The organism is Cellulomonas triticagri (genome assembly GCF_003696205.1).
Lineage (GTDB): Bacteria > Actinomycetota > Actinomycetes > Actinomycetales > Cellulomonadaceae > Cellulomonas > Cellulomonas triticagri.
In genome coordinates this window covers 1-26570 of record NZ_RFFI01000062.1, presented here as the reverse complement: position 1 = coordinate 26570, position 26570 = coordinate 1, and the positions used below count along the sequence as shown (strand labels likewise).

General features: G+C 76.2%; 18 protein-coding genes and 1 pseudogene. 7 read left to right on the top strand and 12 right to left on the bottom strand.

Translation table 11 applies throughout. The features are described from left to right. Window positions 1-33: 33 nt before the first annotated feature. From EBM89_RS21275 to EBM89_RS11995, 3 genes are all read right to left on the bottom strand, one after another. Window positions 34-210, bottom strand: a complete 177-nt coding sequence (locus EBM89_RS21275; protein ID WP_158609655.1) for a hypothetical protein — start codon at window positions 208-210, stop codon at window positions 34-36. 194 nt (window positions 211-404) lie between these two features. Then, window positions 405-1937, bottom strand: coding sequence for an ATP-dependent DNA ligase (locus tag EBM89_RS12000; RefSeq protein WP_122149660.1), 1533 nt, complete (start codon window positions 1935-1937; stop codon window positions 405-407). 164 nt (window positions 1938-2101) lie between these two features. Beyond that, a complete protein-coding gene (locus tag EBM89_RS11995; RefSeq protein WP_122149659.1) occupies window positions 2102-3679 on the bottom strand; it encodes a Na+/H+ antiporter in 1578 nt (525 codons plus the stop codon). 317 nt (window positions 3680-3996) lie between these two features. Here EBM89_RS11995 and EBM89_RS21835 point away from each other — a divergent pair, with 317 nt between their 5' ends. Together EBM89_RS21835 and EBM89_RS11985 are read left to right on the top strand one after the other, a co-directional pair. Beyond that, window positions 3997-5874: an HNH endonuclease signature motif containing protein gene (locus EBM89_RS21835; protein WP_199732092.1), complete on the top strand. Its 1878-nt coding sequence runs from the start codon at window positions 3997-3999 to the stop codon at window positions 5872-5874. A 160-nt stretch (window positions 5875-6034) separates the two neighbouring features. Then, window positions 6035-7222, top strand: coding sequence for an MFS transporter (locus EBM89_RS11985; protein WP_122149658.1), 1188 nt, complete (start codon window positions 6035-6037; stop codon window positions 7220-7222). Window positions 7223-7244: 22 nt separating this feature from the next. Here EBM89_RS11985 and EBM89_RS11980 read toward each other — a convergent pair whose 3' ends face one another. From EBM89_RS11980 to EBM89_RS11945, 8 genes are all read right to left on the bottom strand, one after another. Continuing rightward, complete coding sequence (locus EBM89_RS11980; protein WP_122149657.1) at window positions 7245-8690, bottom strand: GH1 family beta-glucosidase; 1446 nt, start codon at window positions 8688-8690, stop codon at window positions 7245-7247. After that, on the bottom strand, window positions 8687-11281 hold the full coding sequence (locus EBM89_RS11975) for a glycosyl hydrolase 2 galactose-binding domain-containing protein (protein WP_233571697.1): 2595 nt from the start codon (window positions 11279-11281) through the stop codon (window positions 8687-8689). The genes EBM89_RS11980 and EBM89_RS11975 overlap by 4 nt, the downstream gene beginning before the upstream one ends. Window positions 11282-11343: 62 nt before the next feature. Continuing rightward, window positions 11344-13533 carry a beta-galactosidase gene (locus EBM89_RS11970; protein WP_233571696.1) on the bottom strand — a complete coding sequence of 730 codons (2190 nt, stop codon included), beginning with the start codon at window positions 13531-13533 and terminating at the stop codon, window positions 11344-11346. Further along, on the bottom strand, window positions 13526-14440 hold the full coding sequence (locus EBM89_RS11965) for an ABC transporter ATP-binding protein (RefSeq protein WP_122149656.1): 915 nt from the start codon (window positions 14438-14440) through the stop codon (window positions 13526-13528). The genes EBM89_RS11970 and EBM89_RS11965 overlap by 8 nt, the downstream gene beginning before the upstream one ends. Beyond that, the gene (locus EBM89_RS11960) at window positions 14437-15369 is read right to left on the bottom strand and encodes an ABC transporter ATP-binding protein (protein ID WP_122149655.1); all 933 of its coding nucleotides are present in this window, start codon (window positions 15367-15369) and stop codon (window positions 14437-14439) included. The genes EBM89_RS11965 and EBM89_RS11960 overlap by 4 nt, the downstream gene beginning before the upstream one ends. Then, on the bottom strand, window positions 15366-16433 hold the full coding sequence (locus EBM89_RS11955) for an ABC transporter permease (RefSeq protein ID WP_199732091.1): 1068 nt from the start codon (window positions 16431-16433) through the stop codon (window positions 15366-15368). The genes EBM89_RS11960 and EBM89_RS11955 overlap by 4 nt, the downstream gene beginning before the upstream one ends. A 12-nt stretch (window positions 16434-16445) precedes the next feature. Beyond that, window positions 16446-17435, bottom strand: a complete 990-nt coding sequence (locus EBM89_RS11950; RefSeq protein ID WP_122149654.1) for an ABC transporter permease — start codon at window positions 17433-17435, stop codon at window positions 16446-16448. 87 nt (window positions 17436-17522) lie between these two features. Continuing rightward, the gene (locus tag EBM89_RS11945) at window positions 17523-19241 is read right to left on the bottom strand and encodes an ABC transporter substrate-binding protein (protein ID WP_122149653.1); all 1719 of its coding nucleotides are present in this window, start codon (window positions 19239-19241) and stop codon (window positions 17523-17525) included. Window positions 19242-19351: 110 nt separating this feature from the next. Here EBM89_RS11945 and EBM89_RS11940 point away from each other — a divergent pair, with 110 nt between their 5' ends. Both EBM89_RS11940 and EBM89_RS11935 read left to right on the top strand, forming a co-directional pair. Then, window positions 19352-20731 carry an ROK family transcriptional regulator gene (locus EBM89_RS11940; protein ID WP_158609654.1) on the top strand — a complete coding sequence of 460 codons (1380 nt, stop codon included), beginning with the start codon at window positions 19352-19354 and terminating at the stop codon, window positions 20729-20731. A 30-nt stretch (window positions 20732-20761) separates the two neighbouring features. Continuing rightward, complete coding sequence (locus tag EBM89_RS11935; protein ID WP_199732090.1) at window positions 20762-22912, top strand: alpha-galactosidase; 2151 nt, start codon at window positions 20762-20764, stop codon at window positions 22910-22912. Window positions 22913-22929: 17 nt separating this feature from the next. Here EBM89_RS11935 and EBM89_RS11930 read toward each other — a convergent pair whose 3' ends face one another. Then, window positions 22930-23796, bottom strand: a complete 867-nt coding sequence (locus tag EBM89_RS11930) for a LacI family DNA-binding transcriptional regulator (RefSeq protein WP_158609653.1) — start codon at window positions 23794-23796, stop codon at window positions 22930-22932. Window positions 23797-23880: 84 nt separating this feature from the next. Between EBM89_RS11930 and EBM89_RS11925 the strand changes: the two genes are divergently transcribed. The 3 genes and pseudogenes from EBM89_RS11925 to EBM89_RS11915 all read left to right on the top strand — a co-directional run. Next, entirely contained in the window at window positions 23881-25131 is a 1251-nt protein-coding gene (locus EBM89_RS11925) for an ROK family transcriptional regulator (RefSeq protein ID WP_147463540.1), read from the top strand. 59 nt (window positions 25132-25190) lie between these two features. Beyond that, entirely contained in the window at window positions 25191-26000 is an 810-nt protein-coding gene (locus EBM89_RS22455) for a PadR family transcriptional regulator (RefSeq protein ID WP_122149649.1), read from the top strand. Between the two features lie 190 nt (window positions 26001-26190). Then, window positions 26191-26570: pseudogene (locus EBM89_RS11915) on the top strand (hypothetical protein); the annotation flags it as partial.

Genomic DNA, 26570 nt, shown 5'->3' with positions numbered 1-26570 from the left:
GGGGTCCGGCGGGGTCGGTGGCGCCCGGCGGCCTCAGTGCCGCCGCGAGGCCGCCCGGGCGGCGAGGGCGCTCAGCGGACCGAGGCGCCCGGCCCGGGCGGACGGTCGACGTCCGGGGCCGCGGGTGGCGCGGGAGCGCTCGTGCTCCAGTCGGTCGGTGAGCGCGCGCTCCTGCTGGCGGTACACGACGAGGAACAGGTCGGGGTGCACGGGATCCTCCTGCCGGGTCGGGCAGCGGGGTTGGCTGCCGGTGAGGTCACCGCGGAGGCTCCGGTCGCGCCGTCGCGGCCCGTGGACCGGGGGTGGTGGTCCACCCCGCCATCGTCTCGCCGCCGTCCCGGGGCGGACCAGGGACGAGGGTCCCGGGTGCGCGGGGGTGCCCGGGATGCGCCGGCCGGACGACGTCAGCGCGGGAGCAGCGCCCGGACGGCCTGCACGGTGTCCGCCTCCGCCGCGGTCTTGTCCTCGCGGTACCGGAGCACCCGCGCGAACCGTAGCGCGAGCCCGCCGGGGTACCGCGTCGAGCGCTGCACGCCGTCGAACGCGATCTCCACGACCTGCTCCGGCCGCAGCGTCACCGTCCAGCCGTCGTCGGCGGTCTCCAGGTCGCGGAACCGCGCGGTCTGCCAGGCCAGCACCTCGTCCGTCATCCCCTTGAACGTCTTGCCGAGCATCACGAACCCGCCGTCGCCGTCGCGGGCGCCGAGGTGGATGTTCGACAGCAGTCCGGCGCGCCGCCCGGACCCGCGCTCGACGGCGAGCACGACGAGGTCGAGGGTGTGCCGGGGCTTGACCTTGACCCACGCCCCGCCGCGCCGCCCGGCCTCGTACGGTGCCGCGGCGTCCTTGACCACGACGCCCTCCTGACCGGCGGCGACCCACCCGGCGAACGCCTCCTGCGCGACCTCCGGGTCCGACGTCACCACCCGCTGCACGGTGTGCGCGGGGGCGATCGCGTCGAGCACGGCGAGCCGGTCGGTCAGCGGGGCGTCGAGCAGGTCGGTGCCGTCGCGGTGCAGCACGTCGAAGAAGAACGGGGTGAGGGTCGTCGTCGCGGCGATCTCGGCGTCCCGGGTCGCGCTGCGCGCCGCGGTCTCCTGGAACGGGCGGGGCCGCCCGTCCGCGTCGAGCGCCAGGGCCTCCCCGTCCAGCACCACGGACGTCACGGGCAGGGCACGCACGGCCGTGACGACCTCCGGCACCCGCGCCGTGATGTCGTCCAGGCTGCGCGTGAACACCCGGACGTCGTCGCCCTCCCGGTGCACCTGGACGCGGATGCCGTCGAGCTTCGCGTCCACGACCGCCGCGCGCCCCTCGAACCCGGCGACCGCCGTCGCGACGTCGGGGGCCGACGCGGCGAGCATCGGGCGCACCGGGCGGCCGACCGTCAGCCCGAACCCGGTGAGGGCCGCCGTCGCGGACTCCGGATCGGGTGCGGCGAGGGCCGCCTGCGCCACCGGCTCGGTCGCCCCCGCGAGCATCGCCGCCCGCCGGACCGCCGCCGGGTCGGCCCCCGACGCCTCCGCGACCGCGTCCAGGAGCAGCGCGTCCAGGGCGCCCTGCCGCAGCTCACCGGCCACCAGCCCGGCCAGGAGGCGCTGCTCGTCGGCGGTCGCCGCGCCGAACAGGTCCGCCGCCAGCGCCGAGCGCGCCCCCGCCGAGCCCGGGCCGGCCAGCGCGGACATCCGCTCGAACGTCGCGTCCACCGCCAGCACGTCCAGCGTCGGGTCCGCGGCCGGGGCGGGGAGGTCCCGCAGCGACCGCCACCCGAGCCCGGTGCGCCGCTGCCGCAGCTCGCCGGACAGGTACCGGGCGACCACCGGGACCTCCGCGGGTGCGGTGCGGCGCAGCAGGTCGACCAGCAGCGTCCGCTTCGCCAGGCGCGAGCGGGTGGCGGCGAGGGCGGCGGAGGTCGCGGCGACGTCGGCGAGCAGCACGGCGCCATCCTCCCGCCGGGCACCGACACCCGCCCGGCGAACGCCGCTGGCCACCCGGCCGCCAGGGCACCGTCACCCGGGCGCGAGGGCGTCCGTCACCAAGACGCCAGCGCCCCCGGCACTCGGGCGCCAGCGCCCCCGGCACTCGGGCGCCAGTGCACCCGTCACTCCGGCGCCAGCGCACCCCGGGTCAGCCGGACCTCCTCCGCGTCGAGCTGGGCCTGCAGCTCGCGCAGGACGATGTCGTCGATCCGCTGCCGGTCGCGCAGCCGGACGACGGCGGCGCGCTTGTGCGCCAGCACCGCGAGGCGCAGCGCGTCGAAGTCGGCCTCGCGGACCCGGCCGTCGGCGGGGTCGTCGTCGGTCTGCTCCAGCGCCTCGGCGTGCATCCGGTACTCCGCCTCGAGCTTGGCCACGACCTTCCCCGTCAGCCCGAGCCGCTCGGCCTCCACGGGCAGCGCGTCGAGGGCGGCCCGGGTGGCGACCTGCTCGGCCTCGTGCCGCTCGTCGTCCAGCGCGCCGTCGGTGGGCAGCCGCGCCCAGCGCACCACCGCGGGCAGCGTCAGCCCCTGGATCAGCAGCGTCGCGAGGATCACGCCGCCGGTGACGAACACGATGAGGTCCCGCCCCGGGAACGACGCACCGTCGCCGGTGGTCTCCGGCACGCCGAGCGCCGCCGCGAGCGAGACGGCCCCGCGGAACCCCGCCCACGCGCCCGGCATGCGGTGCCGCCACGACACCCGCCGGGTGCGCTGCACGGGCCGGCGGTCGAGCGTCCGGATCACGTACGGCACGGTGTGGAACCACAGCATCCGGGTGCCGATCACCGCGACGAACGCCGCGCCCGTCCACCCGGCCGCGTGCCACGCGTCGGTGGACGACAACCCGTCGGCGGCCGTCACGAGCTGCATCCCGACCAGGACGAACAGCCCGCCGTTGAGCACGTGGCTCACCACCGCCCAGAACGACTGCGACTGCACCCGCGCCGCCGCCGGGATCACCCGGGGTCCGCTCTGGCTGATCAGCAGCCCCGCGACCACGACCGCGAGCACCCCCGACGCGTGCACCAGCTCGGCCAGCAGGAACGCCGCGAACGGGGTGAGCAGGCTGATGACGCTCTGCTGCAGGGGCTCGCGCGCCCGCTCCCGCAGCTGCACCGCCAGCCACCACACCAGGACGCCCGCCGCGGCGCCGCCGACGTAGGAGATCGCGAACCGGCCCGCGAGGTACCCGCCGGTGACCGGCTCGGCGACCGCGTGCACCGCGATCGCGTAGACCACCAGGGCGGTGCCGTCGTTGACCAGGCTCTCGGCCCGCAGCGTGGTGAGCGTCCGGCGCGGCATCCCGCGCGCCACCCCGGCGACGGCGGTGGCGTCGGTCGGGGCGAGCACGCCGCCGAGGATCCACGCCGGGCCCCACGGCACGCCGAGCGCGTGCAGGACGACGGCGACCGCCGCGGCCGTGAGCAGCACGAGCAGCACGCTGCTGAGCACGATCACCCGCAGGTTCGCGCGGATCTCCCGCAGCGAGGTGGTCAGGCTCTCCCAGTAGAGCAGCGCCGGGAGCACCACCAGCAGGACCAGCTCCGGCGGCACGGTCAGGCCGCGGAACACCGGCAGCAGCCCGACCAGCACGCCGGCGACGAGCAGGACCAGGGGAGGGGCGACGCCCAGCCGTCGCCCCAGGGCGGTGCCGGCGAGCAGGACGACGAGGACGACGACGATCAGCTCGAGCGTGGGCACGGTGCCTCCGGGTCGGACGACGGGCACGACGGGCTTGCGGGTGTGACGGGTACGGCTGGTGTCACGGGTACGGCTGGTGTCACGAGCACGGCTGGTGGGTCGAGCACGGCCGGCAGGACGAGCACGGCCGGGAGGACGGGGGGCGACGGTGAGACGAGCACGCTGGTGGGACGGGCACGACCGGAAGGGCCGACGTGCTGGGCAGCATCGTCTGCCCGGGGCCGATCCGGTGGCAAGGTCGCGGGTCTGACCTGTGGACCACGGTGTCGTCCACAGGGGCCGGCGGGGATGTCGGTGGTGGCCCCTAGGGTGGGTTCATGGCACCTGACCTGCACCGACGCCGCCACCCGCGGTCGCGTCGTGCTGGGCTGGTGCGGCCGTCGCGGCGGTTGTCGACACCTGCGGTCGAGGCGTTCCTGGCGTCGGGGACGGGTGGTGCGGCCGTCGCGCCGGACCCGGTGACCCGGTGGCCGTTCCTCGTGGCCGAGGACGGTCCCGCCCTCCCCGCAGGGCACTCGGCGACGGAAGCCGACGGGCCGTGCGACGGGCGCCGGGAGCCCGACGTCGCGGCCGTCGCGCCCGGGCCCGAGCTCGCCACGCTGCTCACCCGGATCGACCCGGAGCAGGTCACGGACCTCGCGCTCGTCGAGCTCGCCGCCGCAGCCGTCCGGCTCGAGGCGTGGGCGCACGCCGCCGCCGCGCGGTACGCCTCGGTGCTGGCCGAGCGGGACTCGATGAACCCGATCGTGCGCGACGGCCCCACGACCCACGAGCGGCTGTCGGTCGCGGGGGACGAGCTCGCCGTCCGGCTGGCCTGGTCCCGCCGGTCCGCGACCCGGCTCGTGCGGCACGGGCGCGCGTTCGACCGGGACCTCGCCGCCACCGGGGACGCGCTCGCACGCGGCGCCCTCGACGTGGTGCGCGCCGGGACGGTCGTGGACCGGCTCGACGGGCTGCCCGTGCCCGTGACGCTGGACGTCCAGGACGCGGTGCTGCCGACCGCGCCCGGTCGCACCGCCGGTCAGCTCGCCGCAGACGTCCAGCGCGCCCTCGTCCGCGTCGACCCGGCCGAGGCCGCCGCGCGCCGCCGGCACGCCCGGACGACCCGGCGCGTGGACCGCCCGCGCGTGCTCCCGGACGGCATGGCCGGGATGTGGGCGGTGCTGCCCGCCGAAGACGCGACCCGGGTGCACGTGACCCTGGACGCCGCCGCCCGCGCGGCCCGCGCCGCCGGGGACGGCCGCACCCTCGACCAGCTCCGCGCAGACGGGCTGACCGACCTCGTGCTGCACCGTGCCTGCGCCGGCACCGGCTCCGGCACGGGCGAGGGAGGAGCACCGGGGTCGCACGTCGCACCGAGCGCGTGGGAGTTACCGAGCGCATCGGGGTCATCGCGCACGTCGGGGTCATCGCGCGCCTCGGGGTCCCCGGGAGCGCCGGGGTCCCCGGGGGCGGGGCGGGCGTCCGGAGCACGGGGTGCACCGGGTGCTGCACCCGGGTCGGGCGCGGCGGTGTGCGGGGTGGACGTCGTCCTCGACGGCGTCCCGCTGCGGGACGTGCAACCCGGTGAGGTCCCTGACGACCTGCACACCGGTGTGCGATCCGGTGCCCGCGGGTGCGGGGGGCGACGTCGGGCACCCGTCCAGGTGCTCGTGACCGTCCCGCTGAGCACCCTGATCGGCGAGGACGACGAACCCGCCGACCTCGACGGCTACGGTCCGGTGGACGCCGCCACGGCGCGAGCGCTCGCGGTCGGAGGCGTGTGGCGACGTCTGGTGACCGACCCGCTGTCCGGCGCGGTCCTCGACGTGGGGCGCACGCGCTACCGCCCGACGGCGGCGATCGCCGAGCACGTGCTTCTGCGCGACCGCACCTGCGCGCGGCCCGGCTGCTCGACCCCGGCGCGCGCGTGCGACCTCGACCACGTGCTGGAGTACCACCTCGGCCCCGGTGATCCGGAGGACTGCCCGCTCGGCACGACCTGCGTCGCGAACCTCGCCCCGCTGTGCCGCCGTGACCACCGGCTCAAGTCCGACGGCGGCTTCCACCTGGTCGTGGTGGAGCCCGGGGTCTACGACTGGATCACGCCCACCGGTCACCGCTACCGCGTCGCTCCCGGCCGTGACCCCGATGGTCTCGAGGGCGGTCGCGACATCGAGCACGACGCGCGCGCCGGGCCACCGCCGCCGTTCTGACCGGGGCGGGCCTGGCACCGGCCCGTCACCTGTGCGCCCCGGCCGTCGACCTCGCGGGCGGCCGCCCGGCGCGGGTTCCGGCTCCTGGGCGCTCGAGCCTGGAGAACCGGGTCCCGGAACGCCCCCGCCGCACCGGCGCGTGCCCCTACGGTGAGGTCGCATGGGCCACCGGATCGGCAGGGCGCGCGCGTCGGTGCTGGCCGCGTCGCTGGTCGGTGGCTCCGCCGATGTGCTCGACTTCCTGCTCCCGCTGTGGGCGGGGGTGGAGCTCAGGGCGTCGCCCGCGCAGGTCGGGGCCCTGGTGGCGCTGGAGCTCGCGGTGTCGGTCCTGACCCGCCCGTTGGCGGGGTGGCTGGCGGACACCCGGGAGCGGACGCGGGTGGCGGCGGTGGGGGCGCTGCTCTACGGGCTCGGGTGCCTGGGGTACGCGGTCGCGCCCGGGCTGGCGCTCGCATGGGTCGCGGCGGCGGCGACGGGTGCCGGCGGCGCGCTGCTGTGGGTGTCGGTGCGGGCGGTCACGGCGGAGCGGCTGGCGGGGGACGACGCCGCGTTCGCGCGGTTGTTCTCGGCGGTGGCGCTGGCGTCGTGGGTGACGTGGGTCCCGGCGATGGTGCTGCTCCCGGCGGTCGGGTACCGGGGCCTGTTCGCGTGCTTCGGGGTGGTCTGCCTGGTCGGGGCGGGGCTGCTGGTCGTCCCGGTCGCGCTGCCCGGGGCGGGGCCGGTGGTCCCGGGTGGGCGGGTGCGGGACGACGTGCGGCGGTTCTGGCCGCTGCTCGCGGTGGTGGCGCTGACGGGTGCCGCGGAGTCGGGTGTGGGTCTGCTCCTGCTCCTGCACCTGCAGGGGGCGTTCGACCTCGAGGTGGTCGAGATCGCGCTGGTGTTCCTGCCGGGTGGCATCGCGCTGACGGTGCTGCCCGGACCGCTGCACCGGTTGACCCGGCGGTGGGGGCGGCGCCCGGTCTACGCGGTGGCCCTGTGCGGGTCGGCGGTGTTCGCCGCGAGCCTCGCGGCGGCGCCGGGGCCGCTGGTGATCGCGGGGGCGTGGGTGCTGACGAGTGCGGCGTGGGCGGCGCTCACGCCGATCCACGAGGCGGCGGTCGCCGAGCTGAGCGCGACCTCCCGGACGGGTCGGGGCATGAGCCTGCTGAGCAACGCGGCGCTGGCGGGTGGCGCGGTGGGGTCGGCGTCGGCCGGTGCGCTCTACGGGGCGACGTCCTGGGCGGTCGTGTGCGTGACGCTCGCGGCGGTGCTGCTCGTCGGGGCGGCGGCGGGACCGTGGGCGCTGCGCCGCATCGGGCTGCGCGACCGGCCGTCGCCCGTCCCGGTGGCCGGGGACCCGGCACGCTGAGCCGGCGTCCACCGAACCGGAGTCAGCGCCCCTCGACCGGCGGCAGCACCCCCGTCGTCGCGAGCCGCCGGTACCAGCGCCCCGAGTCCTTCACCGTGCGGGCCATGGTGGTGCGGTCGACGTGCACCAGGCCGAACCGGCGCTCGTACCCGAACGCCCACTCGAAGTTGTCCATCAGCGTCCACGCCGTGTAGCCGCGCACGTCGGCGCCGCTGTCGAGCGCCCGGCCGACGGCCTCGACGTGGTCGTGCAGGTAGGCGACGCGGTCGGGGTCGTGGACCTGCCCGTCCGGGCCGACCTCGTCGGGGTAGGCGGCGCCGTTCTCCAGCACGTAGAGCGGCAGGTCGGGGTACCGCCGGTGCAGGTCGAGCAGCAGGTCGGTGAGCCCGGCGGGTTCGACGAGCCAGCCCATGGCGGTGCGGGGGCCGGGGCGGTCGTGCCAGGTGACGTCGGCGAGGTCGGCGGGCGGTCGGTCGGCGGCGTCGGGTGAGGCGGATGGGGCGAGGGCGCCGTCGCCCGCGTCCCCGGCGACCGCGCCGACGAGGGACGTCGTGTAGTAGTTCACGCCGAGCGCGTCGAGCCGGGTGCGGATGAGGTCGAGGTCCCCGTCGCGGACGAACGACCAGTCGCTGTACCGGGCGGTCTCCGCGACGACGCCCTCGGGGTAGGCGCCGTCCAGCAGCGGTCCGAGGAACACCTCGTTGGCGACCCGGTCGAGGCGGTCGCGGGCGGCGACGTCCTCGGGGCGGTCGGACGCGGCCCGGTTGACCTGGAGGTTCAGGGTGAGTGACACGGTGGCGTCGTCCCCGGCGGCGGCGCGGACCGCGCGGGTGCCGAGGCCGTGGGCGAGGTTGAGGGTGTGCACGGCGGCGAGCGCCTGCGCCGGGTCCTGCACGCCGGGGGCGTGCTCGCCGGACGCGTACCCGAGGTAGGCGCTGCACCAGGGCTCGTTGAGGGTGGTCCACAGGTGCACGCGGTCCCCGAGGGCGTCGGCGACGAGCCCGGCGTAGTCGGCGAACCGCCACGCGGTGTCCCGCTCCGCCCAGCCCCCGGCGTCCTGCAGCGGCTGCGGGAGGTCCCAGTGGTACAGCGTGACCAGCGGGGCGATGCCCCGGTCGCGCAGCAGGTCGACCAGCCGCCGGTAGAAGTCCAGGCCCGCGGGGTTCGCCGGGCCTCGCCCGGTGGGCTGCACCCGGGGCCACGCCACCGAGAACCGGTACGCGGACAACCCGAGGTCCGCCATGAGGGCGACGTCCTCGACGACCCGGTGGTAGTGGTCGGTGCCCACGTCGCCGGTGTCGCCGTGCAGGACGGCGCCGGGGGTGCGGGAGAACGTGTCCCAGATGGAGCCCCCGCGGCCGTCCTCGTGCACGGCGCCCTCGACCTGGTAGGCGGCGGTGGCGGCACCCCACAGGAACCCCGGCGGGAACCGGCGCGCGCTCCCGTGCTCCCCGTGCGCCCCGCTCACGCCGTCCCCGCCAGCGCCGCGCCCGGCTGGGTGGTGGTGGCCGCCGGGTCGGCGCCGCCCACCTCGCGCTGCGGCACGCCCCGCAGGTCGTTCGCCGACCGCAGCACGGGGGCGGACGCGAGCGCGGCGAGGTCGAGGGTCGCGGCGGTGCGGACGTGGAACGTGACGCGTTCCCCGGCAGGCAGGGTGACGAGCGCGTCGTCCACCCGGGCGTCGGCGGCGAGCCGGTCGGCGTGCAGGGCGACGTCGGAGGCGTAGGACCGGGCGACGACGTCGACCCGGTAGCCGCCGGGCTCGGGGGCGGCGGTGGCGCGCAGGGCGTCGGGGTCGAGGCGCAGGTCCATGTCCTCGACGAAGGTGTGCGCGGCGAGCCGGGCGTCGTCGCCGGTCCCGAACCGCGCGAGCACGACCTCGCTCGCCGCGTCCGTGGGGGACGCGACGTCGGCGGGCACGGGCAGCACGGCCACGGCGCGCGGCGCGACGTCGACGGGCACCCGCCCGGCGGCCGCGACCACGCCCAGCAGGGACTCGCGGCGCACCTCCGCGGAGCCGGTCCAGGGCTCGTCGGTGTCGTTGGTGACGACGAGGACGAGGCCCTCGGGCCGGTCCGCGAGGAAGACGGCGCGCGGGGCGCTCGCGGCGCGCAGCGCGAACCACAGGGGCTTGGGCCGCTCGGTGGAGTCCACGGCCGCCCAGGAGGTGACGGGCCAGCAGTCGTTGAGCTGCCAGACGATCCACCCGGCGGTGCGCGGCCACCAGGCGCGGTAGTGCTCGACGGCGTGCCGGACGGCGCGGGCCTGGTTGAGCTGCCCCGCCCAGTGCCAGTCGGCGAAGTCCGCCGGGACGCCGAGGTGCGGGGCCATGCCCCGGTCGAGCTTGCCGTTGCCGTCGTCGGCCTTCTGGTGCACGAGGAACACCGGGTCGTCCTGCGGTGCGGGCGCGTCGGCGAGCGGGCCGCCGTCGACGGCGTGCACGGACTCGGCGAGGGTGCGCCAGGCGGGCGGCCCCTGGAACCCGAACTCCGAGCAGAACCGCGGCACCTCCGTGCGGTACACGGTGTAGTCGACGCGGTTCCACACCTCCCACTGGTGGTGGGTGCCGTGGTCGGGGTCGTTCGGGTGCCGGTCGGGGTCGCTGGTGGTGGGGTCGGACCCAGCGGGGGTGAACGGGCTGTTGGCCGCGTACGGGCGACTGGGGTCGAGCTCCGCGAGCACCGACGGGAACAGGTGCTCGGCGTACCAGCGGCCCCAGGTGGCGTCGCCGAGCCGGTCCTTCCAGCCCCAGTCCTCGTGGCCCCACAGGTTCTCGTTGCCGCCGTTCCACAGCACCAGCGACGGGTGCGGCATCAGCCGGACGACGTTCTCGCGCGCCTCCGCCTCGATCTCGGAGCGCAGCGGCTCCTCCTCCGGGTACGCGGCGCAGGCGAGCAGGAAGTCCTGCCACACCAGCAGCCCGCGCTCGTCGCACGCGGCGTAGAAGTCCGCGGACTCGTACAGCCCGCCGCCCCACACCCGCAGCAGGTTGAGGTGCGCGCCGACGGCCTGGTCCAGGCGCCGGTCCAGGCGCTCGCGGGTGATCCGGGTGACGAGGTGGTCGTCGGGGATCCAGTTGGCTCCGCGCACGGCGATCTCGCGGCCGTTGACGACGAGGACGAACCGGGTGCCGTGCTCGTCGGAGCTCGTGTCCAGGGCGACGGTCCGGAACCCCACCCGCCGCGTCCACGTGTCGAGCGGCGTCGCGCCCTCCGCGAGCGTCACCGTGAGGTCGGCGAGCGGCTGGTCGCCGTGCCCGACGGGCCACCACGCGGGGGCGTCCGGGACGGTCAAGGACAGCGTCGCCGTAGCCGACCCGGCGGGCACGACGACCTCGGCGTCGACCCCCAGCACGTCGGCCCGCAGGGTCAGGTCCCCGTCGGGGACCAGCCCCGAGCGCTCGACGTCCACGTGCACGACGACCCGCCCGGTGCCGTCGGCGTCGAGCGTGACCAGCGGCCGCACCTGGGCCAGCCGCGCGACCGACCACCGCTCCAGGCGGACCGGCCGCCACAGCCCGGCGGTGCGCAGGTCCGGTCCCCAGTCCCAGCCGAACGAGCACGCCATCTTCCGGACCATGTTGTACGGCCGGGGCCAGTACGCGGACGGGCGCTCGCCGAGCGCGGCCCGGACCTCCTCGCCGTACGCCGTCGCGGACCGCAGGTCGACGGTGAGCAGCCGGGACCGCCCGTCGGCGAGGTCGCGGACGTCGTACCGGTAGGAGCGGTGCATGTTCGCGACGTCCCCGAGCACCCGCGTGCCGAGCGCGACCCGGCCGACGGTGTCGACGCCGTCCAGCACGAGGTCCACCCGCTCGCCGGACGCCGCCGGGGCGAGGGCCAGCGCGCGCTCGTACTGCCAGTCCGTCCCGTGGAACCACGCGAGGTCGGCCTCGTGGTCGTCCGCGTACGGGTCCGCGATCAGCCCGGCGGCGAGCAGGTCGGTGTGCACGCTGCCGGGGACGGCGGCGGGCAGGGGACCGGCGGCGGAGATCGGCGCGGGCACGGGCCCGGCGGTGGGCGTGACGGTCCAGCCGTCGGCGAGGGTGAGGTGCTGCACGGGTGCTCCCGGGGGTGTCGCTGGGCTTGTCGGCGGGGTCGGGTTCTCGAGAAGGGGTGCGGTCAGGTCTCCCGCAGGACGCGGGCGCCTCCCGGCGGGATGTCGACGGCGGGTCCGCAGCCGACGCCGGTCAGCAGGTCGGTGCCCGTGGCGGTGGCCGTTCGCCGCTCGGCGGTGCGGTTGAGCAGGAACAGGTAGGACGCGTCGGCGCCGACCCGGCGGACGGCCTCGACGCCGTGCTCGGTCTCCGCGACCGGGACGAGGCCGGTCTCCGCCACGACCCGGTCCACGACCCGGTCGACGCCGTCGGGCGGCAGCATCGCGGACACGTACCAGGCTGAGCCCGACGTGCCGGACGTGCCCGTCCCGTCAGGACTGCCGGACCCGCCCGGCACCGTGCGGCGCGTGACGGCCGCTCCGCCCGCGAGCGAGGACGACGCGTACCGCACGACCGCCTCGGCGTCGTCGAGGACGACCCGCTCGGTCCAGTCGGTGACCACGGACCCGTCGTCCAGGTCGACGCGCTCGCCGACCTGGAGCGGGTAGAACTCGTCGGTCCACACGCCGAGCACGTCCTCCAGCACGCCGCGGCCCGGCCGCACCTGCCCGGTGGGGTCGCAGGTGCCGGTGAGGTAGGTGGCGAGCAGGGTGCCGCCCCGGGCCGGCACGGCGCGCAGCCGCTCGGCGTCGGCGTCGCCGAGGACCAGCAGCGTCGGGGCGACGACCAGGTCGTACCCGTCGAGGTCGGTGCCGACCGGGACGACGTCGCACCGCACGTTGCGCTCCCACAGCGCCCGGTGCCAGGCCCGCATCTCGCGCCCGTACCGCAGGCCGCGGTGCGGCTTCAGCCCGTGCTGCAGGGCCCACCCGGCGGCGTCGTCCACGACCACCGCGGCGCGGGCGGGCTCGACCACGCTCCCGGCGACCTCCCCGAGCGCGCGCAGGTCCGCGCCGAGCGCGACGACCTCCCGCCACACCCGGGACCGCGTCCCGGCGTGCGGGAGCATCGCGGAGTGGAACTGCTCGGCGCCCCCTGTCGAGGCCCGCCACTGGAAGAACAGCGCCCCGTCCGAGCCGTGCGCGACGTGCGCGAGGGCGTTGCGGGCGATCTCGCCGGGGTCCTTGGCGCGGTTGCGCTGCTGCCAGGACGGCGCCCCGGTGGAGTGCTCCATCAGCAGCCACGGCGGGCGATGCTCCCTCGTGCCCGCCATGCCGCGCACGCGGTCCCCGGCCATGGCGAGCTCGTGCTCCCGGTCCGGGTCGTCGACCAGCGTGTAGTGGTCCGTGGCGACGACGTCGACGTGCGGCGCCCACGACGCGTAGTCCACGACCTGCGCGCCCGGCCCGACCATGATGTTCGTGGTCACGGGGACGTCGGAGTGCCGCTCGAGCACGGCCCGCTCGGCGAGGTGGTGCGCGAGCAGGGCGTCCGAGGAGTAGCGCTCGTAGTCGAGGAACAGCCCCGGGTTGGGCGCCCCGTGCTTGCCGCGCGGCGGCAGCACCTCCTCCCACGCGCCGAACCGGTGGCCCCACTGCGCGGTGCCCCACGCGGCGTTCACCGCGTCCAGCGACCCGTACCGGTGGGCGAGCCAGTCCCGGAACGCGGCCGCCGACACGTCGCAGTAGCAGCGCGCGTTGCCGCCGCCGAGCTCGTTGCTCACGTGCCACAGCCGCAGCGCGGGGTGCTGCCCGTACCGCCGGGCCAGGGCCTCGACGTGCCGCAGCGCGTAGCGGCGGAACACCGCCGACGACGGGCACCACGCCAGCCGGCCGCCCGGGGGCTGCTGGTACAGGTCGGCGTCGAACGGCAGCACCTCGGGGTGCGCGGTGTGCAGCCACGACGGCGGGGCGGCGGTGGGCGTCGCGAGGTCGACGCCGATCCCGTGCGCGTGCAGCAGGTCGAGCGCGTCGTCCAGCCACGACCAGTCCCGGACCCCGTCGGCGACCTCGACGGTGCCCCACGCGAACACGCCCAGGGTCACCAGGTTCACGCCCGCCTCGCGCATGAGCGCGACGTCCTCGTCCCAGACGTGGCGCGGCCACTGCTCGGGGTTGTAGTCGCCGCCGTAGGCGAGGCCGTCGACGAGCCGGACCGGGGCCCGGGTGCGGTCCGGGGTGGTGGGCGGCGCGGCGGGTGGGACGACGGCGCTCGCGAACTCGACGGGCTGCGGGTGCGTCGTGCCCGGGGCGGGGTAGCGGTCCGGCGGGATCGTGTCCGGCAGGGTCCGCTCAGGCACGGTCCGCTCAGGCACGGGCCCGCTCCCGGTCGTCGACGTGCACCCAGTCGCCGAGGTCGTGGTCGTAGCAGACCGAGTTGTCGATGCCGTCGCGCGCCGGGAGCTCGCGCGCGGCGCCCCGGCGGGTGCCGCCGACGCTGCCGACCCGCTCCGGGTCGGGGGCGGCGAGGGCGAGCAGCTTCGTGTAGTCGTGGTGCGGGTCGAGGATCACCGCGTCGGCGGGGCCGCGCTCCACGACCCGCCCGCGGTAGAGCACCAGGATCTCGTCGGAGAAGTGCCGGGCCGTCGCGAGGTCGTGCGTGATGTAGAGGACGGCGAGGTTGTCCTCGCGCTGCAGCCGGCCGAGCAGGTTGAGCACGCCGAGCCGGATCGACACGTCGAGCATCGACACCGGCTCGTCGGCGATGAGCACCTGCGCGCCGGGCGCGAGCGCCCGCGCGATGGCGACGCGCTGCCGCTGCCCGCCGGACAGCTCGTGCGGGCGGCGCAGCGCGATCTGCTCGGCGGGCTCCAGGTTGACCCGCTGCAGCATCTCCACGACCCGGGCGTGCGTGGACGCCGCGTCGTGCGTGCGGTGGTGGATGCGCAGCGGTCGGGCGACGTGGTGCTCGATGGTGTGGAACGGGTTCAGCGACGCGAACGGGTCCTGGAACACCATCTGCACGTGCCGCTGGTACACCGACCCCATGACGGGCGTGCGGTCGTCGAGCTGCACGTCGATCCGCCCGGACGTGGGCTTCTCCATGCGGGTGAGCAGCTTGGCGATGGTGGACTTGCCGGAGCCGGACTCGCCGACCAGCGCCACCGTGCGGCGCGGCACCAGGTCGAACGACACCCGGTCCACGGCCCGCAGCCGGGTGCGGCGCAGGCCGGAGCGCAGCGTGTAGTCCTTGGTCAGGTCGGTGACGTGCACGCTGGTCATGCGCGGTCCTCCTCGGCGGCGTCGGTGCCGGTCTCGGGTCCCGCGTCGTGGGCGGTGGGCCCGCCGCCGTCGCGGATGAACGACCCGCGGTCCCCGGACAGGCTGGGGAACGAGCCGAGCAGCCGGCGGGTGTACGGGTGGGCGGGGGAGCGGTGCAGCTGCTCGGCGGTGTCGAGCTCCACGATCCGGCCCGCGAGCATCACGGCGATGCGGTCGCTGATCTCGAGCAGCAGCGGCAGGTCGTGGGTGATGAACACGACCGCGAAGTCCAGCTCGTCGCGCAGCCGGACGATCTCGCGCAGGATCTCCCGCTGCACCACCACGTCGAGGGCGGTGGTGGGCTCGTCCATGATCATGATCTGCGGCTCCAGCAGCATCGCCATGGCGATCATGACGCGCTGCCGCATGCCGCCGGACAGCTCGTGCGGGTAGGAGCGCAGCCGCGCGACGTCGACGCCGACCCGGGTCAGCACCTCCGCGGACCGCTCGCGGCGCTCCCGCCGGGGCATCCGGGTGTGCGCCCGCAGGGTGTCGTCCAGCTGCGCGCCGATGGTCCGCACCGGGTTCAGGGAGTTCATCGCGCCCTGGAACACCATGGACAGCTGCGACCAGCGGAACCGGCGCAGCGGCTCGTCGTCCAGGGCGAGCAGGTCGACGTCGCCGCCGTCCCGGTCGTGGAACACCACCGAGCCCGAGGCGATGCGCGCGGGCGGCTGGTGCAGCCGGTTGATGGCGTAGGCCAGGGTGGTCTTGCCGCAGCCGGACTCCCCGGCCAGGCCGAGGATCTCGCCCCGGCCCAGGTCCAGGGACGCGTCGGCGACGGCGGTGACGGGCTCCTCCACGTCGTAGACGACCGTGAGGTCCCGGACGGTGAGCACCGGCCGCCGCGTGGGCGTGGTGCGGGCGTCGGGGGCGGTGAGCGTGGTCATCGGGCGACCTCCTGCGCGGTGCTGGCGGTGCCGGCGGTGCCGTCCGTGCCGGTAGCGGAGCGGCGCTCGCGGCGGCGGGCCGCCTTCGCGCGGCGGCGCGCGGTGCGGGCGTTCTTCAGCCGGGGGTTGATGATCTCGTCGATCGAGAAGTTGATCAGCGACAGGCCCATGCCGAACAGGGCGATGACGAGGCCCGGCGGCACGAACCACCACCAGGCGCCGAGCGGGAGCGCGAAGCCGTTCTGCGCGTAGAACAGCATCGTCCCGAGGGTCGAGGAGTTGGACGCCCCGAGGCCGAGGAACGACAGCCCGGCCTCGCCGAGGATCGCCGCGATCACCGCGTAGACGAACTGCGACGCGAGCACCGGCAGCAGGTTCGGCAGGATCTCCACGCCGATGACCCGCCACGGCTTCTCGCCGGACAGCCGGGACGCGGCGACGTAGTCGCGCGACCGCACGGACAGGGTCTGCGCGCGCAGCACCCGGGCGGAGGCGGCCCACGAGGTCAGCGCGAGCACCACCGCGATGGTCCACAGCCCGCGGCTCTCCCGGGGCACGAACCCCGAGATGACGATGACCAGCGGCAGGCCGGGGATCACCAGGAAGACGTTGGACAGCAGCGAGAACGCCTCGTCGGCGAACCCGCCGAGGTAGGCGCCGTAGATGCCGAAGAACGCCGACAGCACCGTGGCGAGCACCCCGACCATGAGGCCGATCTGGAGCGAGCCGCGGGTGGCGTGGGCGAGCTGCGCCAGCACGTCCTGCCCGGTCTGGGTGGTGCCGAGCCAGTGCTCCGCCGACGGCCCCGACAGACCGGTGTCGCTGATCGCGTCCGGGTCGCCGACCAGGTACGGGCCGACCACGCCGAACACGACGATCACGGCGACCAGCACGAGGCCGGTGGCGAGCCACGGGGTCATGGACGGCAGCAGCATCCGCCACGCGGCGCGCGGGCGGCCCGCGGGCGCGCCGGGGACGTCGGCGGCGGGCTCGGGCGGGTCGGTGGGCGGGGTGGTCGCGACGGTGCCCGCCGCCACCTGGACGTCCGGTCCGATGTTCGTCATCGCCGGCTCCCCTCAGGCCTTCGCGCGGGTGCGCGGGTCGATGAGGCCGTACAGCAGGTCGACGACGAGGTTCGCGCCGAGCACGGCCAGGGTGATGAACAGGAACACGCCCTGCATGAGCGCGTAGTCGTTGTTGGTGACCGCCGCCAGCAGCCGCGACCCGATGCCCGGGTAGCTGAACACCTGCTCGGTGACGACGGACCCGGAGACGACGAAGCCGAGCGAGATCGCGAAGCCCGCGATGGACGGCAGCACGGCGTTGCGGGCGGCGTAGTTCCGCAGGATCTGGCCCTGCGGCAGGCCCTTGGCGCGGGCGGTGAGGACGTAGTCCTCGGACAGCGTCGAGACCATCATGTTGCGCATCCCGAGCAGCCAGCCGCCGATGGACGCGATGACGATGGTCAGCGCGGGCACGAACCCGTACTCGATGGCCGAGGCGATGAACTCGGGCGACCACCCGGGGTCGAGGACGACGTCGTAGCCGCCCTGCGACGGGAACCAGCCGAGCACCCGGGACAGCAGGTACACCAGCACCAGCGCGAGCCAGAAGTACGGCACCGCGGCCAGCAGGGTGGTCATCGGGACGAGCGAGTCCAGCCAGGTGCCGGGCCGCCAGCCGACGAACGCGCCGAGCAGCACGCCGATGGTCGCGGCGAGCACGGTCGCGATGCCGACCAGGACGACGGTCCACGGCATCGACGTGCCGATCACCTCGGTGACCGGGGTGGGGAAGTAGGTGACGGAGACGCCGAGGTCCCCGTGCAGCAGGTTGTTCAGGTAGGTCCCGTACTGCGTCAGCAGGGAGTCGGTGGAGTCCCCGCCGAGCAGGGCGGCGTACGCCTCGCGCGTCTCGGGGGTGACCGTCCCGCCGCGCTGCTGCAGCTTGGCCAGCATGATGTCGACCGGGTTGCCGGGCAGCAGCCGGGGGATGAGGAAGTTCAGGGTGACGGCTGCCCAGAGGGCGACGGCGTAGAAGCCGAGCTTGCGCAGGACGTAGCTCACGGGGACGACCCTTCGACGGGGTGGACGGGGGAGCGGAGCGGGGCCGGGCGCGCGGCGCCGGTGGTGCGCGGCGCGCCCGGCCCGTGGTCAGCTGCCCGTCGGCTCCAGCCGCTTGAGGATCTCGGCGGCGTCGAACGCCGACCAGACCGCGGGGAACGCGTACATGTCGTCCTCGGTGGGCCAGCCGGAGAACCGGCCGACGTTCCACTGGCTGGTGTTGCCGCCGGTGAGGATCGGCACGTACGGCATCTGCTCGACGACGGTCGCCTGGATCTCGTCGAACAGCGGCTGCCGGGCGGCGGCGTCGTCCAGCGGGAGCGTCTTCAGCTGCTCGAGGGCGGCGTCGACCTCCGGGTCGGAGAACCGGGAGTAGTTGTTGCCCGCCGCCTCGCCGACCGCCGCGCCCGAGCCGGACGCGAAGAAGTACGTGTACAGGTAGTACGGGTCGGGCGCGGGGCCCTGCCACAGCGAGTCGATGGCGAGCTGGAAGTTGCCCTGGGTGCGGCGCTCGGTCCACTCGTTCCACGACGACTGCGCGGTCTGCAGGTCGATGCCCGCGGCCTTGGCCTGCTGGCCGAGGGTCTGCACGGCGGTGATGTAGTCGGTCCAGCCGGTGACGACCTCGACCGTGACGGTGAGCTTCTGGCCGTCCTTGGCGAAGATGCCGTCGGAGCCCTTGACCCAGCCCGCGGCCTCCAGCACCGCGGCGGCGCCCTCGGGGTCGGCGGTCTCGGGCGCGACCGGCTCGTCGATCGCGGAGGAGATGAACGACTCCTGCGAGGTGGTGAGCGCGAAGGTCGGGGAGATCTCGTTCGCCGTCTCCTGGAACGCCAGCGAGTTGAGCTGCGTGCGGTCCATCGCGAGGTAGAGCGCCTGGCGCACCGCCGGGTCGGTCTGCGGGCCCGCGCAGCCCTGCTCGACCGAGGAGCAGGTGGCGAGCACCATCTGGTTCTGCCAGGCGGTGAGGGTGTCGTAGCCCGGGAAGTTGGTGGACACGTTCTGCATGTCCGGCACCGGGCCGGTCTGCCAGTCGATCGTCCCGGCGGCGATGCCGTCGGCGCCCGCGGTGTTGCCGGACAGCGACAGGAACCGCACGGTCTGCAGCGCGGGCTCGCCGCCCCAGTAGTCGGGGTTGGCGGTGTACGTGAACGCCTGCGGCTTGAAGTCGCCGAGCAGGAACGCGCCGGTGCCGACCGGCTCCTCGACCACGTCGGCGGTCGGGTCGACGTCCGTCCACAGGTGCTCGGGGACGATCGGCACGCCGGACAGCACGTCCGGGCCCTGCACGAACGCCGGGGCCTCGAAGGTGAACACCACGTGGGTGTCGTCGCTCGCCGTGGCGGTGCCCGCGTAGCCGATGTTGTTGATCGCGGGCGTCGCGGCCAGCAGGTCGAACGTGAACACCACGTCGTCGGCGGTGAACGCCTCGCCGTCGGTCCAGGTGACGTCGTCGCGCAGCGTCACGGTGAGCTCGGTGCCGTCGTCGTTCCAGGCGTACTCGGTGCCGAGCAGCGGGACGGGGTCGGACTCGGCGGCCTTGTTGATGAAGAACAGCTGCTCGTAGATCGTGCCGAGCCCGCCGATCCGCGACGGCGAGAACGGGTTGAAGTTGATCTGGTAGTCGCCGGACTGGCCGGTGTAGGCGACGAGCGTCGTGCCGTCACCACCCCCGCCGGTGCTGTCGCCGCCCCCACCGCCGCCGCCCGAGCAGGCGGTGACGAGCAGGGCGAGTGCCGCGACCCCGGCCGCGGCCGGGATCGTGCGGCGGGACGGGCGCCGGTGCGCCCCTGCTGACCTGAGGAACATCGCTGGTCCTTTCCACCCGTCGCGCCCGACGGTCTGGTCGTGGCCGCGTCGGTGCGGCTGCGCCATATCGTTACGTGCGTAAATTAAGCATGTCAAGATATGGTCCCGACATGAGCGGACCTGATCGGGCGACGACGCCCGGCGCGCGGGCCTCGGCCTCGGCGAACCCGGTGGACCCCGCGCCGCCGCGCACCCCGCCGCGCGCCGCGACCGGCGCGCTGGTGCTCGACCTGGTCCGGACCGCCGGGACGGTGTCCCGCGTCGAGCTCGCCGAGCGCTCCGGGCTCACCGCCGCGACCATCACCCACGTGGTGCGGGAGCTCATGGCCGAGGGGCTGGTGCACGAGGTCGGCCGCCGCACCGGCACGGTCGGCTCGCCCCGGCGGCTGCTGCGCCTCGCCGCGGACGCCTGGTACGCCGTCGGCGTGCAGCTCGACCGGTGCGCCAGCAGCGTGGTCGTCACCGACTTCGCCGGACGCCGCGTCGCCTCCACCGGCGTGCGCGGCGTCGGGCGCGGTGCCCCCGGCGACACCCTGCCCGTCCTCGCCCGGCACACCGACCTGCTGCTCGCCGGGGCCGGGATCCCGCGCGACCGGGTGCTCGGCGTCGGCCTCGTCACGCACGGCCCCCAGGACCGCGCCGCCGGGGTCGTCCTCACCGGCCAGCCCACCCCCGCGTGGCGGGAGTACCCGCTGACCCGCACCCTCGCCGACCTGCTCGACCTGCCCGTCCTGCTGGAGAACGACGCCACCGCCGCCGCCGTCGGCGAGCAGTGGGTCGGGTCGCTCGACGTCGACACCTTCGGGGTGCTGTACATGGCGACCGGCATCGGCGGCGGCGTCATCGCGGGCGCCGAGGTGTACCGCGGCGGCACCGCCAACCCCGTCGAGGTCGGGCACATCCCCGTCGACCCCGCCGGTCCGCGCTGCGCCTGCGGCAACCGGGGCTGCGTCGAGGTGCTCGCCGGCCCCGGCGCCGTCGTGGGCGCGGCGCTCGCCGTCCCCGGGCTCGGCGCGCGCCTCGGGCTCGACGGCGGGGCAGACGCGCAGCTCGCCGACTTCCAGCGGGTCGCCCGCGCGGCCGTGGCCGGCGACGCGGCGGCGCTCGCCCTGGTCGACGCGTCCGCGCGGCGGCTCGGCACCGCCGCCGTGACCCTGATGAACCTGTTCGACCTCGACACGGTCGTCCTCGCCGGACCCGCGTTCGCCGTCGCCGGGGCGCTGTACGTCGAGCGGGCCCAGGAGGTCGTGGACGCCGGGGCGCTCGCCCGGCTGCTGCGTCCCGTGCACGTGCGGCTGTCCCGGGACGTGCGGGTCTCCGCCGCCGTCGGCGGGGCGCTCGTGGTGCTCCGCTCGCCGCTGGGCCGCCCCGGCCGCGCTGATCGCGCTGGTGGCGCTGATCGCGCTGGTCGCGATGATCGGTCGGACCGCGCCGCAGGCGCGGCGGCTTCCGGCGCGCCCCTCGACCTGACGGCGCTCGCGCCTGCCTGACCCGACCCGCACCGACTCGAGGGAGAGCCCGTGACGACCGACCCGACCACGACCTGGACCCCGCTGCGCCGCGACGGCGTCGGGGTGCTGCTGGCCCACCCGCCCACGGGGCTCGCGCAGGTGCGGCACTGGGGCCGCGACCTCGGACCGCTCACCGGCGCCGACCTCGAGGCGCTGGCCGCCGCGGGGGACCGGCAGACGCCGCCCGGCACGATCGACGCCGCCGCGCACCCCGCGCTGCTGCCCCAGGAGACCGACGGCTGGCCCGGTCGCCCCGGGCTGCTGCTGGTGCGGGACGGCGTGCCGCTCACCCCGGCGTGGCAGCCCGGCCCGGTGACCGCCGACGCGCACGCCGCCGAGGTGGTCGCCACCGACCCGGCCGCCGGGCTGACGCTGCGCACCCGGCTGCACCTGGAGCCCGGCGGGCTGCTCGGCGTCGAGCACGCGCTGCGCGTGGACGGCGGGTCGCCGGTCGAGGTGCAGTGGCTCGAGGCCGCGCTGCCCGTGCCGACCCGGGCCGACACCGTCACCACGTTCTCCGGGCGGTGGACGCGCGAGAAGGCGCCCGCCACCGGGCCGCTGCCGCGCGGGTCGCTCGCCCGGCAGACCCGGCGCGGACGACCCGGGCACGACCAGCCCTGGCTGCTCGCCCTGTCCGAGGGGCAGGGGCGGCCGCGCGACCGGGACGGGGCGGTGTGGGCGGTGCACCTCGCGTGGCCCGCCGACGTCACCTACCGCACCGACCGGCTGCCCGACCAGCCGACCTTGCTCGGCGCGGGGGAGCTGCTGCGCCCGGGCGAGGCCGTCGTGGCGCCGGGGGAGGAGTGGACGACGCCGACTGCCTGGTTCGCGTGGTCCGACGCCGGGCTCGACGGCATCAGCGCGCGGTTCCACACCTTCGTGCGGTCGCGGCCGCAGCACCCGCGCACGCCCCGGCCCCTCGTGCTCAACACCTGGGAGGCCGTCTACTTCGACCACGACCCCGCCCGGGTACTGGCGCTCGCGGACCGGGCGGCGGCCATCGGCGTCGAGCGGTTCGTGCTCGACGACGGGTGGTTCCTCGCCCGGCGCGACGACACCCGGGGGCTCGGGGACTGGGAGGTCGACCCCGCGGTGTGGCCGGACGGGCTGGAGCCGCTGGCCGCGCGGGTGCACGGCCACGGCATGCAGCTCGGGCTGTGGGTCGAGCCCGAGATGGTCAGCCTCGACTCCGACCTCGCCCGCGCGCACCCCGACTGGCTCCTGCAGGACCTCGCGCAGGTGCCCGCGCCCGACGGGCTGTCGTTCCGCAGCCAGTACGTCCTCGACCTCGCCCGGCCCGAGGCGTACGCCCACGTGCTCGGGCAGATCGACGCCGTGGTGGGGCGGCTCGGCGTCGACTTCCTCAAGTGGGACCACAACCGCGACCTCGTGGACGCCCGGCACGCGGGCCGCCCCGGCGTGCACGCGCAGACCCGGGCGCTGCTCGCGCTCGTCGCGGACCTCAATGCCCGGCACCCCGGGCTGGAGGTCGAGTCCTGCTCGTCCGGCGGAGCGCGCTCCGACCTCGGCGTGCTCGACGTCACCGACCGGGTGTGGGCGTCCGACTCCAACGACGCCGTCGAGCGCCAGGACATCCAGCGCTGGACCACCCTGCTGCTGCCGCCCGAGCTCGTGGGTGCGCACGTCGGCCCGCCGACCGCGCACTCCTCGGGGCGGACGGTGGACCTGTCCTACCGGCTCGCCACCGCGCTCACCGGCTCGGCGGGCTTCGAGTGGGACGTGCTGACCTGCGACGAGGACGAGGTGGCCGTGCTCACGCGGTTCGCCGGGCTGTACCGGGAGGTGCGGTCGCTGCTGCACACCGGCACCGCCGTGCACGCCGACGTCCGCGACCCCGCGCTGCGGGTCACCGGGGCCGTCGCCCCCGACCGGTCGGCGGGGCTGTGGACCGTCGCCACCGTCGCCACGCTGGAGGACGCCCGGCCCGAGCCCGTCCGGCTGCACGGCCTCGACCCCGACGCCCGGTACCGGGTGCGGGTCCGCGACGAGGTCGGGGCCGCGCGGTGGGGCTGGGTGACCCCGCCGTGGCTCGCGGCCGGGGAGGTCACGCTGCCCGGGCGCGTCCTGGGCGACGTCGGCCTGCAGATCCCGGCCCTGTGGCCCGCGCAGGCGCTCGTCCTGCACGCCACCCGAGTCTGATCTACCGCCCTGCCGTCCTACCGCGACCCGACCGGCGGCGGGGCCGTCGAGCCGCGCGCGACGACCCGCACCCCCGGGGTGCGGGTCGTCGTCGGCTCGGCGCCCGTGACCGCGCGCAGCAGCACCGTCGCGGTCAGGGCACCGAGCTCGTGCACGTCCCGGCTCACCACCGACAGCGGCGGGTGCGAGATGCGCACGTTCGCGGAGTCGTCCCACGCCAGCACCGACAGGTCCGCCGGCACCCGCAGCCCGCGGCGGGTCGCCTCGCGCAGCCCTGCCAGCGGCATCAGGTCGTTGTCGTAGACGATCGCGGTCGGCGGCTCCGGCAGGTCCAGCAGCTCCGCCGTGCGCGCCGCCCCCGACGCCTCGCCGTAGTCGCCCTCACGCCGCACCCCGACCGCGCCCGCCGCCGCCACGGCCGCCGTGAACGCCGCGTCCCGGTCCCGGGTGTGCCGGTACTGCTGCGGCCCCGACACCCAGCCGATGCGGCGGTGCCCCAGCCCGGCGAGGAACTCCACCGCCGTGCGCATCGCGGTCACGTTGTCGTAGTCGACCACCCAGCGGCCCGCGCGCGGCTCCCCGCCGAGCAGCACCGCCGGCAGGCCCAGGTCGGCGCACGCCTGCTCCCGGGGGTCGTCGGCCACCAGGTCCGAGACCACCACCGCGTCCACCAGGCCCTCGGCGGCCCACCGCCGGTACGCCACGATCTCCGCGTCCAGGTCCGGGACCACGTGCACGAACACGCTGGCGCCGTGCGCGTCGAGCTCCTCCTCCATGCCCGCGAGCAGGTCCGCGTAGAAGGGCTCCAGCGCCCCGTCGTCGTCGGCCGGCAGCAGCGCCAGCCCCACGCGCACGCCCTGGGCGCGCGCCGGGTTCACCGTCATGACCGGCAGCATCGCACGGACGGGGGTGGTGCGGGCGTGGTCCAGGCGGGGGACGGGCGTCCGGTGGGGGCCGCGGTGCGTGCCATGCTGAGCGCCATGGAGGACGTCGCGGACCGGCGGAGCAGCCCCGGTCGCGGTGGCCGGGCGCCCTCCACCACCCGCACCCGGGTGCTGGACCTCGTCCGGACCCGGGCCCCGATCAGCCGCGTCGAGCTCGCCGAGGCCACCGGGCTCACCCAGGCCGCCATCTCGCACGCCGTGCGCGCCCTCCTCGACGAGGGGCTGCTGCGCGAGACCGGCGACCGCGAGTGGACCGGCGGCAAGCCCCGGGTCATGCTCACGCTCGACCCGCTCGCGCGGTGCGCCGTCGGCGTCCAGCTCGGCGCGGACTGGCTGGTCGTCGTGCTCACCGACGTCCGCGGGGCCGTCGTCGCGCGCACCCGGGTGCGGGGTGCCCGGCTGCACCAGCCCGAGGCCGTCGTCGCGGTGATCGCCCGGCAGGTCGACGTGCTGCTGCGCGCCGCCGGGATCGGGCGCGGCGCCGTCGCCGGGGTGGGTCTCGCGGTTCCCGGCACCATCGACCTCGGCGCCGGGGCCATCGCGGTGTCCCGGTCGCTCGACCGGTGGCAGGGGTTCCCCGTGCGCTCCCGCCTCGGTGCCGCCGTCGGGCTGCCGGTCGTGCTCGACAACGACGCGTCCGCCGCCGCCGTGGGGGAGGACTGGGCCGGGCGCACCGCCGGGGCCACCACCACCTGCACCCTCTACATGGGTGCGGGCATCGGGGCGGGCATCGTCGTGGGCGGGTCCGTGTACCGGGGCGCGAGCGGCAACCCCGCGCCGCTCGGGCTCATGCACCTGCACCGGGGCACGGGTTCCGGTGCGGCGGGCGACGCCGGGCCGACGCTGGAGGAGCTCGCCGCCCCGCACGCCGTCGCCCGGCGGGCGCGCCGGGCCGTCGCCGCCGGGCGGCGCACCGCCGTGCGGCTGTCCACCGACGCCGATCCGATCACCGACTTCGGGGCGGTCGCCACCGCCGCCGTCCAGGGCGACCCGCTCGCCGTCGCGCTCGTCGAGGAGTCCGCCGAGCACCTCGCCGACGCCGGCGTCACCATGGTCAACCTGCTCGACGCCGACTCCGTCGTGCTCGCCGGACCGTCGTTCAGCACCGCGGGCTCCCTCTACGTGGCCGTGCTGGAGCGGCGGCTGCGCGCCGAGCTGCACGCCGCGGGGCAGCACGGAGTGCGGGTCGCGCTGGCCGCGCACGTCGCGGACGCGGCGGCCGTGGGGGCTGCCGCGCTGGTGCTGCAGCACGACCTGGCGCCGCGCCGGGCCTGACCGCCTCCGGCTGGTCGGGGGTCTTGGCATGCGTGCAGTAGCGATATATCGTTAGCGTCATGCGATATGACGACACGGACGAGAGTGGGGACCGCGCACCGCGGTCCGGTCGCGACCCCGAGGGGTCGCACGAGGCGCACGACGCCCACGAGCAGGCCGGCCCGCACGGGCAGGAGCACGGGTACGAGCGCGGGTACGACGGGAGCGAGGAGGGCGGACCGCACGAGCGCGGGCACGGCCGGGGCCCGCACGGGCGCGGCGGCCGGTTCGGCGGGCGCGGCCCGGGCGGTGGCCACGGACCGGGCGGTCACGGCGCTGGTGGGTTCGGCCCCGGAGGTTTCGGGCCCGGCGGGTTCGGGCCTGGCGGGTTCGGGCCCGGCGGGTTCGGGCCGGGATTCGGCCCCGGCGGGCGGCGGGGGCGTCGTCCGCGCGGTGACGTCCGGAACGCAGTGCTGCTGCTGCTCGCGGAGCAGCCGATGCACGGCTACCAGCTCATGGAGGCCATCGCCGAGCGCAGCGGCGGTCGGTGGCGGCCGAGTCCCGGAGCGATCTACCCGACCCTCAACCTCCTGGAGGACGAGGGCGTGCTGACGCTGACCCGGGACGCGGGCCGCAAGCTCGCGACGCTCACCGCCGAGGGGCGCGCGCTCGTGGAGCGGGAGTCCGCGGGCTGGCCGGACCCGTTCGGCTCGGACGAGCAGCACGCCGGCGTGGACCTGCGCGGCGAGGCCGGGCAGCTGCTGGAGGCCGTGCGGGCCGTCGGCCGCGGCGGCACCGAGCCGCAGCGCGAGCGCGCCGCGCAGATCCTCGCGGACGCCCGGCGCTCGGTGTACCGGATCCTCGCGGGCGACGACGAGCCCACCGCCTGACCCGGCACCACCCCTGATCCGGCGTCGCCCCTGACCAGCACCGCGCTGACCGGGACGACACCTCTAGGATCGGCACCGGCCGCGCGGACCGCGGGCCGCCGACCGTCCGCACGCGCGGCGTCGGCACGCCGAGGGGGCGGCGACCGTCGACGACGGCGCGACCCCGCGCACGACGAGACGGTGACGACGGATGCCCCTGCCTGGCGTGGACGACCCGGCGGACGAGGTCGTGACGGAACCGGAGGTGTCCCACCCCGAGCGCCCGCCCCTGGTCCCCGGGGCCGTGGCCGTCGCGCTCGCGGTCCCGGTGGCACTGGGTGTGCTGGTCGCCACCGTGGTGCTCGCGGCCGTCAGGGCCTCCCTGCGCGCGACCGTGACGGCCGGCGCCCTCGTGGTGCCGGGTGGGGACCCCGGTGGCCCGTACCTGCTCGCCGCACTGCCGGTGCTCGGCGCGCTGCTCGCCCTGCCGGTCGCCGTCACCGCGGCGAGCGCGGTGGCCGCGGGCGGGACCGGTGGCGCACGCCCGTCGGTCCTCGCGGCCTGGGCCGGGGCGCTGCGCCGACCGCGGGC

Bases quoted from the DNA above. Each gene is read 5' to 3' on its own strand.
- EBM89_RS21835 (WP_199732092.1), top strand. From the start codon at position 3,997: ATGGCACCTGACCTGCACCGACGCCGCCACCCGCGGTCGCGTCGTGCT.
- EBM89_RS11985 (WP_122149658.1), top strand. From the start codon at position 6,035: ATGGGCCACCGGATCGGCAGGGCGCGCGCGTCGGTGCTGGCCGCGTCG.
- EBM89_RS11965 (WP_122149656.1), bottom strand. From the start codon at position 14,440: ATGACCAGCGTGCACGTCACCGACCTGACCAAGGACTACACGCTGCGC.
- EBM89_RS11960 (WP_122149655.1), bottom strand. From the start codon at position 15,369: ATGACCACGCTCACCGCCCCCGACGCCCGCACCACGCCCACGCGGCGG.
- EBM89_RS11955 (WP_199732091.1), bottom strand. From the start codon at position 16,433: ATGACGAACATCGGACCGGACGTCCAGGTGGCGGCGGGCACCGTCGCG.
- EBM89_RS11945 (WP_122149653.1), bottom strand. From the start codon at position 19,241: ATGTTCCTCAGGTCAGCAGGGGCGCACCGGCGCCCGTCCCGCCGCACG.
- EBM89_RS11940 (WP_158609654.1), top strand. From the start codon at position 19,352: ATGAGCGGACCTGATCGGGCGACGACGCCCGGCGCGCGGGCCTCGGCC.
- EBM89_RS11930 (WP_158609653.1), bottom strand. From the start codon at position 23,796: ATGACGGTGAACCCGGCGCGCGCCCAGGGCGTGCGCGTGGGGCTGGCG.
- EBM89_RS11925 (WP_147463540.1), top strand. From the start codon at position 23,881: ATGCTGAGCGCCATGGAGGACGTCGCGGACCGGCGGAGCAGCCCCGGT.
- EBM89_RS22455 (WP_122149649.1), top strand. From the start codon at position 25,191: ATGCGATATGACGACACGGACGAGAGTGGGGACCGCGCACCGCGGTCC.